This is a genomic window from Streptomyces sp. NPDC047880, from assembly GCF_040706515.1.
Taxonomy (GTDB): domain Bacteria; phylum Actinomycetota; class Actinomycetes; order Streptomycetales; family Streptomycetaceae; genus Streptomyces.
Genome location: NZ_JBEZOK010000007.1, coordinates 283,897 through 296,642 on the forward strand (window position 1 = coordinate 283,897; position 12,746 = coordinate 296,642).

A 12,746-nucleotide genomic window follows, 5' to 3' on the forward strand; every position below is an offset into this window, starting at 1 on the left:
GTGCCGTGGCGCGGGTACGTCAGTGCATCGCGTAGAAGAACCCGTCCGCGCTCACGTGCTGCATGACCCTGCTCGCCACCCGGTAGCGGCCGTTGGGCACGTCGGGGCACCTCGCCACGTGGACGGCCAGCGGGCCGGCGAACTCGTAGCCGCGGCGTTCCGCGTGGCGGGACAGGCGGTCGGTGAGGGCCTGCCCCACGTCGGTACCGGTGCGGGTCAGATGGTCGTGCACGTCGTCGGGGAGTTCCACGTCGTAGGCGTTGGGGACCATGACGCGGCCCTCACGGCAGACGACGGCGTTGTCGTCGCACTCGCGCCGCAGGGCGTCGAGGACCTCGACCGGTTCCTTGTCGAGGAGCCGCGCCCATAGCGCGTCCCAGCGGTTCTCCAGGGTCTGTTCCAGCGCACTCAGCGCGCTCATGCCGTCTCTCCTGCCGGAAGCGTCGTGGTTCGGTCGTGGGTGGGGGTGTCCCTAGCGTTCGTCGTAGTCGTCGGGGCGCACCTCGGCCTCCTCCAGCGCCTCACGCATCGTGCGGCCGGTCGCGCCCGGCGGGCGGGTGCGGGTCTCGTCCTGCCGTTCCAGCAGTTCGTCGGTGGTCTGCGTCTTGGGCCGGCTCTCCTCCGGGACGGTCATGGCGAACGGCTCCTTCCTCGGTCGTGTGCGGCGGCGGGTTCCCGCCCGGCGTACGGGTAACCCCCCGCGGGGCGGCTCATGCCGCCCGGAGAAGCCCTGGTCACCATGTGCGTGAGCTATGTTGAACGTCCGTGGGAGACGAAGGAGGCGCACCGTTGCCATCGCCGCAGCAGGCACGCGCACAGGCATCCGCGATCACTTCGGGGAAGGCCGCCCCCGAAGCGGAGGTCTCCCCGTCCGCCCAGCTCAGGACGCTCTTCGACCGGCCCCGGCTGTCCCCGGGGCAGCGGCGTATCGCGCAGTACCTGATCGAGCACATCACCGAGGCGGCGTTCCTGTCGATCACGGACCTCGCGGACCGGGTCGGCGTCAGCCAGCCCTCGGTGACGCGGTTCGCCTCGGCGGTCGGCTTCAGCGGTTACCCGGCGCTGCGGGAGAAACTGCAGTCGATCGCGCTGGGCACCCTCGCGATCGGCCCGGCCGAGGAACTGCGGGGCAACGAGCTGCAGGCGGCGGTCGACGCCGAGATCGAGAACCTGGAGAACCTCCGGCGCGACCTGGCCGACCCGAACCTGGTCATCGACATCGGCCGCAAGCTGTCCTCGTCCGCCCCCCTGACGGTCCTCGGGCTGCGCATCTCCGTCTCGCTCGCCGAGTACTTCGCCTACGCCGCCCGCCGGATCCATCCGGACGTACGCCTCGTGACGCGGGGCGGCAGCGTCGCCTACGACGCGCTGCTGCAGTCGCGGGAAGCGGGCGGCACGTGGGTCCTGGCATTCTCCATGCCGCGGCACGCCCAGGAGACCCTGACGGCGGTCCGGGTCGCGCGGGGCGCGGGGCTCAAGGTCGCCCTGATCACCGACCTGGCGCTCGGGCCGCTGGCGGACGAGGCCGACGTCGTCTTCGCCATCGGGACGGGCTCGCGGCTGGTCTTCGACTCCTACGCCGCCCCGGGCGTGATGTGCTCGGCACTGCTGCAGGCCATGACCGACGCGGATCCGGAGCGGACCCAGGCGCGTCTGGAGGAGTACGAGCAGGTCGCCGACCAGCACCAGTTCTTCCTCAGGGACTGAGCATACGTACGGCGGTTCCCACATGGGGAGCATCCGCAACAAAGCACGCATGAATGTTTTCATGCTCCTTGCAAACCGGATGGCATATATAAATACTGCTCACGGATCGCGACCCGGCAGTTCCGGATCCGTTCCGCACCCGTGGAGCCGGGTCCTACCCACTCCGGGTCCCGGGTGTCCGTGGCGGCCCCGGTCATCCCCTAGGCCGGGGCCGCCCCGACCCGTCGTCCACCCACGCGACGCCGCACACCCGGAAGCGATGATCATGCCCCTCACGACTACGCGCATCAGCCCGGACTGGCCCTGCCAGGTCAAGACCCCCGGGAGCTACGACTGGGAGCGCTCGGCGGCCAAGTGGCTGCGTGAGCTGGTGCCCACGCGCTACGCCGGATACCCCGTGTTCATTCGCCACCCCGTCCTCCTCGCACGGCACGCCCAGATCCAGGTGCAGAACGAGATCCGGGTCGCCCGTACCGCTCTGCAGACCGCCCGCGCCGACCTGCCCGGGCTGGGCCTGCACGAGGGGGTCATCGAGCACACGATCAAGCTGTACGCGGCCGAGGTCATGCAGCTCCAGCACATCGCCCGCAGCGTCCGGGCGGTCACCCAGGCCCTGGTCGAGGCGAACCGCCAGCCGTGAGCCGCCGGGCATGACCGGCGCCGGGCGTGGCACACGTGGAGGAGTGAGCACCACGACAGCCCGGCGCGGTGAGCCGGTGACCACGGTTCTGACCTGGCAGGTGCGCCCCGGCCGGGAGCAGCGGTTCGAGGAGTGGACGCACGGCATCACCCGCTGCGCGCGGCGGTTCCCCGGCAACGAGGGCGTCTCCTGGCTGACGCCCGAGGACGGCCACCGCTACCACGCGGTGCTGCGCTGGTCCGATCAGCACCGGCTCGCCGCCTGGCTGGAGTCCGAGGAGCGGGCGCACTGGCACCGGCAGATCGAGGACATCGCGACCGAGGTCAGCAGCGAGCGCCAGTCGACGACCGGGATGGAGACCTGGTTCAGCCTGCCGGGCACCACCGTGCAGGCCCCGCCCCGGTGGAAGATGGTCCTCACCACCTTCCTCGGCGCCTACCCCTTCACCCTGCTCATCCAGTGGCTGGTGACGCCTCACACCACCGGCTGGCCGCTGCCTCTGCGGGCGGCCGTCTTCCCGCTGGTGCTGCTTCCGCTGCTGACCTACCTCGTGATGCCGCGGCTCAGCCGGCTGTTCCGGCTGTGGCTGTATCCGCGCGACGGACGGTGAGCGGTTCCCGTGAGGCGGATGTGACCCGGGGGACCTCGGGGAAGGGGGAACAGACCGTGCGTACAAGTCGGTCTGCGAACCGGGCCAGGTGTGCAATGCTCGACGCGTGACGAGCGAGCCCGTGACGCCGGCGCAGCCCGGTGCCGCACCGGACCTGGTCGAACTGGCCAAGATCGTCGCCCGGCAGCGCGCCGAGATGGACCGGCTGCGCGACCAGGCGGCCACCTCCGCTGTCGTGGAACGAGCCAAGGGCGCGGTCATGGCGCTGAGCGGCTGCTCCGCCGACGCGGCCGGTGAACAGCTGCTCCAGCGGGCCAAGGCCGGCCGTCACACCCTGCTGGAGGAGTGCTGGATCACCCTCGGCACGCTCGCACCGATGGCGTCCGGCTCGGGCACCAGCAGTGAGTTCAGCGGCGTCGAGATTCCCGGCCGGGCGGCCGATCTGGAGACCTCGGCCGTGCCGGACGACGTCACCGCCGCCCTGGCCCGCCTCGGCCAGGCCCTCGTTCGCGTGACGACCCCGCACGACCTCGCCGGATGTCTGCTGGAGCATCTCGGCCCCGACATGGCGGTGGACGCCGTCCTGATCTACGCCCGCAGGCCCGACGGCGGCCTGGAGCTGATCGGGCACGCGGGGATCGACGACAAGCTGGCGACCCAGTGGGGCCAGGTTCCGCCGCTGAGCGGAATGGCGGCACTGGACGCGCTGCGGGCGCGCGAGCCGCGCTGGCTGGAGGACTTCTCCGCGGACGAACAGCGCTACCTCCTCATCGGCGATCCTCCCGACCGGTGGCGCTCGCGTGCCTGGCTGCCCGTGCTCGCCGCGGGCTCCGCCGAGGTCTGCATCGGGGTGCTGCGCGGCCGGGCCGGGGCGTTCACCTCGCGCGACCGCGCCCACCTGCACGGCGTCACCGGGCTGTGCGCCGGCCGGCTGCGGGCCTTCGGCTCCCCGCCCGAGCGCGAGGCCGACGCCGCCACGGACGCGGTGCAGGCGCTGTTCGAGGCACTGCCCGTCGCGGCGATGCTCCTCACCCCGCTGCGGGCCGCGACGGGCGAGACCGAGGACTTCCGGGTGGAGGCCGCGACCGCCCAGGTGGGTGACCTGCTGGGCCGCAGCGGTGAGGAGACGGCCGGGCGGCGGCTGCTGGAGCTGCGCCCGGCCCTGACTGCCGAGCCGCTGTGGCAGGGCTGTCTGCAGGTGCTGGCCACCGGGTCGGCGTGGGAGGGCGAGCCGTTCGCACACGAGGAGGTCGTGGCGGGCGTCGCCGAGCTGTTCGTGTACACGGCACGCGTGGCACCGCTGGGCGACACCCTCGTCGTCTCGTGGATCCGGCACGGCTCCTCCGACCGGCAGGAACAGCGGCTGGCGGACCTGCAGCGGCTGGGCAACCTCGGCTGGGCGAACTGGAACCTGGCCACGCAGGAGGCGTCCTGGTCGACCCAGGTGTTCTCCCTCTTCGGCCTCGATCCCCGGCACGGCCCGGTGCGCCTGCAGGAGGTGCCGGAGCTCGCGCTGCCCGAGGACACACCCGCCCTGACGCGTGCCATCGGTGCACTGGTGCACGACGGGCGGCCGTTCGACGTGCCGTTCCGGATCCGGACGAGCGGTGGCATCCGGCATCTGCGGCTGGTGGCCGAGGCGGTGCCCGACCGGCACGGCACACCCGTGGAGGTGCACGGCTTCGTACAGGACATGACGGCCCGGCGCCGGGCGGAGCTGGCCCTGGTCGAGAGCGAGCGGGCGATCCTGACGCAGCACGACGTGCTCCAGGCCGAGCGGACCCTGGCCACCCGGCTCCAGCACGCGCTGCTGCCGATGTCCAACCGTCCCGTGCACCTGGCCGGGCTGCGGGTCGAGGTCGCCTATCTGCCGGCCCAGTCGGGTGTGCACGTGGGCGGTGACTGGTTCAGCGCCATCGAACTGCCCGACGGGAGCGCGCTGCTGGTGGTGGGCGACGTCGCCGGCCACGGCGTCGACGCCGTGGCCACGATGGCCCAGCTCCGGTTCACCGCGAAGGGCATGGTCATCACGGGTTCGTCCCTGACCGGCGCGCTCGCGCGGCTGAACACGCTGCTGCTCCACTCGCGCGACTCCCACACGACGGCCACGATGGTGCTGGCCCGCTACGATCCCCGTCGCCGTCGCCTGCTCTGGGCCCAGGCGGGGCATCCCCCGCCGTTGCTGCTGCGTGACGGCGAGGCCCGGTACCTGCGCCGCCCGGGCGGCATGCTGCTGGGGGCGTCGGCCACGCCGGTCTACCAGGAGGCCGAGTGCCGTCTGCATCCGGGCGACCGGCTCATCCTGTACACGGACGGCCTGGTCGAGCACCCTCCGCACAGCGTCGACCGGGGCCTGGAGGAGCTCGCCGAGGCGGTGGCGGCTCCGCTCGGCGACGGGCCCGCGTCGCTGGGACCGCTGCTGGCGCGGATGCTGCCGGACGTGCGGCGGGACGACGTGTGCGTGGTGGACGTCCGGGTCCCCGGGGCGCAGGACGACTAGGGGGCGCCTTCCCCGCGGAGATCCCTCGGAACTCCCCCGGGCTCACGCCGCCTCACAGGTCCCCCCGGTGGCGCCAGTACCACCACAGGCCCACCAGCAGGGCCAGCAGGAAGAGGGTGGGCAGCACCAGACCGGGGATGCGGGAGCCGTTCATTGGGCGGGGCCTTCGGTTCGCGGCGGTTCGGGCGCTGCGTGCTGCGCCCGGCCCCAGGGTGACGCCGCACGGCCCCGCCGTTCCGGTGCTTTTCCCAGCCGTTGCCCGGCGTTCGATACAGGGGGAGCGCCGTCAGCCGGCCGGGTGGCCCGGGTCGATGGTGAGGGCGTCGGACAGGCGCAGCAGCGGCCCGTCGTAGTCCTCGTCGCCGCCCCACTCGACCGGGTCGAGGACGAAGCCGATGTGGTCGCCGCCGCCCGCGCGCGTCACGATCCGGCCGACGAACCAGGCCGGCGCGTCCCGCAGGACCAGGGCCCCGCCGTACGCCTCCCGCAGGCGGACGTCCGCGAACTTGTCGGTCCGGTCGCCGGTGTGCCCGCCGAACAGCTCGGCGAGGGCGTGCTGTTCGCGGCCGAGCAGGTGCACGGCCAGGACGTCGGCGTTCCGGGCCACCCGGAACGTGTGGTTGAGCTCGGACAGCCACACCACGAACCGCACGGGCCGCAGCGAGCACTGCGAGGCGAACCCGACCAGACAGCCCGCCCGTTCACCGCCCGCGGCGGCGGTGACCACGCACATGTCGGGGTTCAGCCGGTCGATGAACGTGTCCATGCGGGCCATGGTCACACATCAGATCGTGCCCGCCGGGGTGCGGGACTCCAGGGCCGCCCGGGTGTCGTTGCCGTAGACGCCGGTCTCGTCGCCGCGGATGCCGTACCAGAGCTGGAAGCGGGCGACCGCCGCGGTGAGGGTCGGGTCGTAGCGGCCGCTGGTGGAGCCGTCCCGGTAGACGTCCGGGATGCGCAGGAGGCGTTGCTGGAGTTCGGTCACCTCCGGGCCGGACGCCCCTTCGCGCAGTGTGCCCGCGCCGTCGGGGTCCGCGGGCGCGGTGGCGGGCGGACCGGACGGGGTGGACGGGGGGTCGGTGGCGGGGTCGGGCGCGGAGGCGGAGGGCCGGGGCGGGGCGGGCGCGGGTGCCGCGCTGTCGTCGCCGGGCTCGCCGCGGAGCAGGAGCGCACCGCCGAAGCCGAGCACCGCGGCCGCGAGGACGGCCACCGCGACGGCGGCGCGGCGCAGCCCGGCTCCCGGGGGCACGGCATCCGTACGCCGGCGGGTCTCGCGGGCGACGGGCGGGAGTTCCTGTGTCGAGGCCTCGGAGCCGGCCGGTGCCGCCGCCAGCGCGACGGATTCGTAGCCGCCGGGTTCCCGGCCGGTCTCCTGCCGGAACTCCCGCATCAGTTCCGCGAGTGCGTCGGTGCGGCGGGGCCGCAGGACACGGATGGGTTCGAGGACCGGGCCGTCCTGCGACGGCCGTGGCTCGGACGGTGTCGACACGCTGTTCTCCTTCGTCCGGGCCGGAGGCGCCCGTCTTCGGGGATCGTCCTGACGCTGGTGCCGCGACAGGGCGAACGCTGCCTGCCGCGGTACTGGATACGCGCCCGCCGCCTGCGGGGTTCAGAGTCCGGCTCGGGGCCACAGGACAGAGCACTCAGTACCCCCCAGCGAGTGCACCGAGTGCCATGCACGTCGGCCGGATGCTACGTTCGCGCCCATGAGCTCCGAGAAAGCCGAGGCCGGCACCGGGAAGCCGCCCATGCGGGACGCCTTGGTGGCGGCGGCCTTCCAGCTGTTCCTGGAGCGGGGGTACGAACAGACCACCGTCGACGACATCGTGGCGCTCGCCGGGGTCGGGCGGCGTTCGTTCTTCCGTTACTTCCCCTCCAAGGAGGACGTGGTCTTCCCGGACCACGAGCGCTGCCTGGCCGACATGACGGCCTTCCTGTCGGACGGTTCCGACGACGACGAACCCGTGCGGCGGGTCTGCGACGCGGCCCGGCTGGTACTGCGCATGTACGCCGAGAACCCGACGTTCTCCGTGCAGCGCTACCGCCTCACCAAGCAGGTTCCGGGGCTGCGGGCCTACGAGCTGTCGGTCGTCTGGCGCTACGAGCGGGCTCTCGCCGCGTACCTGCGCCGGCGCTTCACGGCCCGCCGGGACGGCACCCTGCAGGCCGATGTGATCGCGGCGGCGGTGGTCGCGGCGCACAACAACGCGCTGCGCTCCTGGCTGCGTTCGGACGGGGAGGGGGAGGCGAGCGCGGCGGTCGACCACGCGCTGGCCTACGTGCAGTCGGCGTTCGGCGGGGTTCCGGTGCCGCCCGTCGTGGAGCAGCCGGAGGACGTGGTGGTCGTCGTGTCGCGGCGCGGGGCACCGCTGTGGCGGGTGGTGCAGGAGATCGAGACGACGCTGGGACGGAGCTGAGCCTCCGCAGATTGAGGGAACGGAGTGCCTTTACGAGTGGCACTGAGTGCCATACTCTGTGCTGCGTGCACGGTGGCACGGCGAGCCGCGCACCCGTGTGCGCGAGTGATCGCGTGCGCGGATTCCGGCCGAGTGCAGGGAGTTGACCAGCGTGTACCACTCAGGAAGCGTCACTCAGCAGGCAGCCGGCTCCGCCACGGGTCTGCTCGACCCGAGGGGCCAGGGCTCGGAGGCCATCCTCTACCAGCGCTGCACCTGGTGCGGCACCGCCATGTACCACCGGCTGCTGTGTCCGGTCTGCCGGGGCAGCGAGCTGCGCACGGAGCGCGCCGAGGGCACGGGCACGGTCCGCCACTCCACCGTGGTGCACCGCAACACCCCCGCAGCGCGCAACGTCTCCATGATCGAGATGGCCGAGGGCTTCGTGGTCCGCGGCCGGGTGATGGGCCCGCCGATCGGTATCCACAGCGGGGACCGGGTACGGCTGTCCACGGCCAAGGACCCCGTACGCGGCGAGCCGGTCTTCCAGCTCCTGGACGAGCCGTACCGGGCCTGGAGCTGACGCCCCCTGACGGGATTCTCGCGGGGCAGGCGCCGTCCGCGCAGGTGCCGGCCGGTCGTCAGAGGGTGATGCGGATCCCCACGGTACCGTCCACGCCCCGGCGCAACCGGCTGCCGAGCAGGGTCAGCCGGCCCGTCAGGCCGTATTTGCGGGCGATGAGCTGCCGGTAGCGGGCGGTGGTGGCCGGGTCGCAGATCTCCGCCGTCGCGGGCACCTGGTCGCCGGTGGGGTTGCCGCGCAGGTCGCAGGGGCCGACCAGTACGTCGGCTCGGTTGCGGATCCGCTTCACCTTCCAGGAGTCGGCGGGTGTCCACACGCCGAGCGCAGCACCGTCGCGCACCACCCAGACCGGGGTGGCGACCGGCGTGCCGTTCCTGCGGTAACTTGTGATCAGCAGGTACTTGCCCGCGCCGAGTTCGTCCAGCGTCCTGTCGTCCATGGCGGGCAGTGTACGAGCGTGTGCCCGGGTTCAGCGCAGCGCCGCCGCCATTCTGTGCACGGCGTCTTCGAGCACCTCCTTCGAGGCCGCCAGGTTGAGGCGGGCATGGCCGGCGCCACCCGTGCCGAAGGGGAGGCCGGAACTCAGGGCGACCCGGCCGCGCTTCAGGAAGACGTCGGCCGGGTCGTCACCGAGTCCGAGCGCGCGGCAGTCGAGCCAGGCCAGGTAAGTGGCGTCGCCCGGCCGGTAGCAGATCGCGGGCAGGTGCTCGGCCAGCAGATCCGCGAGCAGCCACCGGTTGCTGTCGAGCCCGGCCGGCAGGGCGTCCAGCCAGGTGAGGCCGTCCCGCAAAGCGGCGGTGTGGGCGATGACGGCGACGTGGCTGGGGCCGTGCCCCACCTCCTCGGGCATCCGGTCCAGGTCGGCGGCGGCCCCGGGCCCGGCGATCGCCAGGGCGGCCTTGAGCCCGGGCAGGTTCCAGCCCTTCGAGGCCGACATCAGGGAGAGGCCGCGCTCGGCGCCCGGCACGCTCAGGTACGGCACGAATCCGGCACCGCCGAGCACGAGCGGGGCGTGGATCTCGTCGGCGACGACGCGGACTCCGTACCGCTCGGCGAGGCCGGCGACGGCGGACAGTTCCCCGGCCGTGTGCACGGTGCCGGTCGGGTTGTGGGGGCTGCACAGCAGATACGCGGCTCGCCGCCCAGCCGCCACGGCCTGCCGGAAGGACGACTCCAGAACCGCGAGGTCGAGGCGCCCGTCCGCGCCGAGCGGAGCCTCGGCCACCCGCCGGTCCATGTGCTCCACGAACAGGTAGAACGGCGGATACACGGGCGGGTTCACGACCACCGTGTCACCGGGTCCGGTGACCAGTTCGAGCATCTCGACGACACCCAGCATGACGTCGGGCACGATCGCGGTGCGCTCCACGGCGAGCCCGTCCCAGCCCCACCGCTTCGCCGCGAAGGCGGCCAGGGCCTGCGCGTATCCGGTACCGGCCGGGTATCCCGTGTCGCCGAGGTGGAGCGCGTCGGTGACGGCCCGCACGACGGGCTCCGCGAGCGGCACGTCCATCTCCGCCACCCACAGCGGCAGCACGTCCTCGGGATACGTGCGCCACTTCACGCTCGTGCGCTGCCGGAGACGGTCGAGGGTGAGGGCTTGCAGGGGATTCGGCTCACCGGACGATTCGTGCGGGATCCTGGTCATGTGGCACACGATAGGGGGCTGTGCGGTGAGCGGGAATCATGTGGACGGGCGGCGGGGCGGGGCGGCGGGCACGATCCTGGAGGTCGCCTGCGACGAGTCGGGGTCGGACGGTGAGAACCTCACCGGCGGCAACACGGACGTGTTCGCGCACGCCGGGGTCTCGCTGTCCGAGGCGGCGGCCGCGGCGGCCGTGCGGGAGATCCGGGACCGGATCCGGTCACCGGCCGAGGAGTACAAGGCGAACCACCTCCTGCGGGAGAAGCACCGCGCGGTGCTGGAGTGGCTGCTCGCGCCGCGGGGGCCGATCCACGGGCGGGCGCGCGTGCACCTCATGGAGAAGACGTTCCTCGTGGTGGACCGGACGATCGGCCTGCTGCTGGACGACGCGGACGAGGCGGCCGTGCTGTTTCGCGCCGGGCGCACGGACTTCGGGGAGGCCGGCTGGCGGGCGTTCCTGGAGGCGGCCAACCGGCTGCTGCGGGTCCGCCACGACGGGGACCCCGTGGACGACTTCTACGCGACCGTCGACGCCCTGCGCCGGGCACATCCGCGGACGGACGCGGCGCGGGTCCTGGACCGGCTCGCCCCGACCCGTTCCCGCGCGGTGTCGTACCGGGACGGTCTCCGGGCCGGGCCGCCGCTGATCCCGCCGCTCAATCCGCTGCTCCCGGCGATCGTGCGCACGGCCGCGCTCTGGAGCGGTGACGGGCGGTCGGTGCATCTGGTGCACGACCGGCAGAACATGCTGACGCCCGACCGCATCGCGTGGATCGGGCAAACGGCCCGGCGGGCCGGAATCGGCCTGGCCGGGCTGCGGCTGGTCGTCGCACGGGACGATTCCCGGGTGCAGGTGGCGGACTTCCTCGCGGGGATCGCCCGCAAGGTCGCCTCGGACGAGCTGAACGGCCGCGGGGACCCGGCGCTCACCGCCCTGCTGCGGCCCTACGTCGACCCGGACTCGGTGTGGGGTGACGCCCGCAGCGGGGCCCTGCTCGCGGGTCCGGTGGCGGGTTGACGCGGAAGAGATCACCGGTGCGCTGAACGCGGCACGGCTGCGCCCCGTATGGATGAGGGGCACTCAACTCAAGGAGGGCCCCGCGCTGTTCGCATCGTGATGTTCGGGTTCGGGAGCCATGCATGAGGCACGCACGACGACGGGTCGTCCGGCGAGTGACACGGCTGGCGGCCGTCGGCGGACTCCTCCTCGGAGGAGCCATGGTCACCACCGCCGTGGCGAGCGAGCCGGCGGCCCCGTCCATCGGGGTCCCCTACACCGCGCCGCCGGCGACGGGTGAGGGCACCGACCTCGTGTCCCGGCTCGGGAACTCCCGCACGGCGGGCAGCTGGGTCGACTCGGCCGGGCGGCCGGTCGTGGCGGTCACCGACGAACAGGCGGCGGCCGAGGTCGAACGGGCCGGTGCGCGGGCGAAGATGGTCAGCCACAGCATGAGCGACCTGAAGTCCGCGGCGAAGACGCTGCGTTCGGCCCCCCGGGTGTCCGGCACCTCCTGGGCCCTGGACTACAAGAGCAACCAGGTGGTGGTGCGGGGCGACAGCACCGTCTCCGCCTCCGACTGGTCCCGGATGACCGAGGTCGCCGAGGGCATCGGCTCCTTCGTGCGCATGGAGCGCACCGAGGGCACGTTCACCACCCGGGTCAACGGCGCGCAGCCCATCCTGTCGACGGCCGGGCGCTGTTCGGCGGGGTTCAACGTGACGGACGGCAAGAGCGACTTCATCCTCACGGCCGGGCACTGCGGGCCCGACGGTTCCGTCTGGTTCGCGGACGACCGGGGCCGGCAGCAGGTCGGTACCTCGCTCAAGGGGAGCTTCCCCGGCGACGACTACTCCCTGGTGAAGTACGACAGCGGTCGTGCGGGCAAGGGCGCGGACGTCGTCGCGGTCGGCGACGGCAAGGGTGTGCGGATCACGGGCGTCGCCGACGCGGAGGTCGGGCAGAAGGTCTTCCGCAGCGGCAGCACCAGTGGTCTGCGCGACGGGGAGGTGACCGCGCTCAACGCCACGGTCAACTACCCCGAGGGCACGGTGACCGGCCTCATCGAGACCGACGTGTGCGCCGAACCCGGCGACAGCGGGGGCCCGATGTTCGCCGACGGCATCGCGCTCGGCGTGACGTCGGGCGGCAGCGGCGACTGCCGGGCGGGCGGCACGACGTACTTCCAGCCGGTGACGAAGGCGCTGACCGAGCTGGGCGTCAAGCTGATCGTGGCGAAGTCGGCGGGCGGTACGGGCGCCGCACCCGCACCGTCGGCGACGCAGGGCGCCGCCTCGCCGGGGTCGCCGGCGCCGATCACGGGCACGGACGTGTCGACACTGCTGGGCCGCCTCACCGACCCGCGCAATGTCGGCCCCGGCATGCTCGTCATCGCGGGCAGCCTCGTCGCTCTGGTGGCGACCCGGTGGATCCGCGCGGAGCAGGACCGGAAGGCGTACCGGCAGTACTACTCGGCCACGTGGGGATGATGCCGACGGCGGGGACGTCGCCGTCAGCCCGGCGTGAGCGGCACGGTCGCGATCCTCGCCCCCGGCAGCCCCAGGTCGGCGGGACGGACGGGCGGGCCGCCAGGGACATCGACGATGTCCGTGGACGACCGCTGAGGAAAGCACGAGAAGGGCACCCGTGGGATCAGGGGTGCCCTTC

Annotated in this window: 14 protein-coding genes; 8 read left to right on the forward strand and 6 right to left on the reverse strand. The window is 72.9% G+C overall.

What is annotated here, in order from left to right; all coding sequences use genetic code 11:
* Positions 1-19 precede the first annotated feature (19 nt).
* Entirely contained in the window at positions 20-421 is a 402-nt protein-coding gene (locus tag AB0937_RS14420; RefSeq protein ID WP_366711814.1) for a DUF3662 domain-containing protein, read from the reverse strand.
* A 51-nt stretch (positions 422-472) separates the two neighbouring features.
* Entirely contained in the window at positions 473-634 is a 162-nt protein-coding gene (locus AB0937_RS14425) for a hypothetical protein (protein ID WP_366711816.1), read from the reverse strand.
* A gap of 155 nt (positions 635-789) precedes the next feature.
* Here AB0937_RS14425 and AB0937_RS14430 point away from each other — a divergent pair, with 155 nt between their 5' ends.
* From AB0937_RS14430 to AB0937_RS14445, 4 genes are all read left to right on the forward strand, one after another.
* Positions 790-1,707, forward strand: coding sequence for a MurR/RpiR family transcriptional regulator (locus tag AB0937_RS14430; protein ID WP_366711817.1), 918 nt, complete (start codon positions 790-792; stop codon positions 1,705-1,707).
* A gap of 259 nt (positions 1,708-1,966) precedes the next feature.
* Positions 1,967-2,347: a hypothetical protein gene (locus AB0937_RS14435; protein WP_031133768.1), complete on the forward strand. Its 381-nt coding sequence runs from the start codon at positions 1,967-1,969 to the stop codon at positions 2,345-2,347.
* Positions 2,348-2,357: 10 nt separating this feature from the next.
* A complete protein-coding gene (locus tag AB0937_RS14440) occupies positions 2,358-2,957 on the forward strand; it encodes an antibiotic biosynthesis monooxygenase (protein WP_366711818.1) in 600 nt (199 codons plus the stop codon).
* Positions 2,958-3,063: 106 nt separating this feature from the next.
* A complete protein-coding gene (locus tag AB0937_RS14445; protein WP_366711820.1) occupies positions 3,064-5,457 on the forward strand; it encodes a SpoIIE family protein phosphatase in 2,394 nt (797 codons plus the stop codon).
* Positions 5,458-5,743: 286 nt separating this feature from the next.
* Here AB0937_RS14445 and AB0937_RS14450 read toward each other — a convergent pair whose 3' ends face one another.
* Both AB0937_RS14450 and AB0937_RS14455 read right to left on the reverse strand, forming a co-directional pair.
* Positions 5,744-6,232 carry a flavin reductase family protein gene (locus tag AB0937_RS14450; RefSeq protein WP_366711874.1) on the reverse strand — a complete coding sequence of 163 codons (489 nt, stop codon included), beginning with the start codon at positions 6,230-6,232 and terminating at the stop codon, positions 5,744-5,746.
* 9 nt (positions 6,233-6,241) lie between these two features.
* Entirely contained in the window at positions 6,242-6,946 is a 705-nt protein-coding gene (locus AB0937_RS14455; protein ID WP_366711821.1) for a peptidoglycan-binding domain-containing protein, read from the reverse strand.
* Positions 6,947-7,205: 259 nt separating this feature from the next.
* Here AB0937_RS14455 and AB0937_RS14460 point away from each other — a divergent pair, with 259 nt between their 5' ends.
* Entirely contained in the window at positions 7,206-7,874 is a 669-nt protein-coding gene (locus AB0937_RS14460) for a TetR family transcriptional regulator (protein WP_366711876.1), read from the forward strand.
* 151 nt (positions 7,875-8,025) lie between these two features.
* Positions 8,026-8,436 carry a zinc ribbon domain-containing protein gene (locus AB0937_RS14465; protein WP_234850110.1) on the forward strand — a complete coding sequence of 137 codons (411 nt, stop codon included), beginning with the start codon at positions 8,026-8,028 and terminating at the stop codon, positions 8,434-8,436.
* A gap of 58 nt (positions 8,437-8,494) precedes the next feature.
* Here AB0937_RS14465 and AB0937_RS14470 read toward each other — a convergent pair whose 3' ends face one another.
* Together AB0937_RS14470 and AB0937_RS14475 are read right to left on the reverse strand one after the other, a co-directional pair.
* Positions 8,495-8,875, reverse strand: coding sequence for a PPOX class F420-dependent oxidoreductase (locus tag AB0937_RS14470; RefSeq protein WP_366711823.1), 381 nt, complete (start codon positions 8,873-8,875; stop codon positions 8,495-8,497).
* 30 nt (positions 8,876-8,905) lie between these two features.
* Complete coding sequence (locus AB0937_RS14475; RefSeq protein ID WP_366711824.1) at positions 8,906-10,084, reverse strand: aminotransferase class I/II-fold pyridoxal phosphate-dependent enzyme; 1,179 nt, start codon at positions 10,082-10,084, stop codon at positions 8,906-8,908.
* A gap of 25 nt (positions 10,085-10,109) precedes the next feature.
* On the opposite strand from AB0937_RS14475, the gene AB0937_RS14480 reads away from it, so the two are divergent.
* Positions 10,110-11,099 (forward strand): hypothetical protein, encoded by a 990-nt coding sequence (locus AB0937_RS14480; protein ID WP_366711825.1) that lies wholly within the window; start codon positions 10,110-10,112, stop codon positions 11,097-11,099.
* A 122-nt stretch (positions 11,100-11,221) separates the two neighbouring features.
* Positions 11,222-12,568, forward strand: a complete 1,347-nt coding sequence (locus AB0937_RS14485; RefSeq protein ID WP_366711827.1) for a S1 family peptidase — start codon at positions 11,222-11,224, stop codon at positions 12,566-12,568.
* The last annotated feature ends 178 nt before the right edge of the window (positions 12,569-12,746 follow it).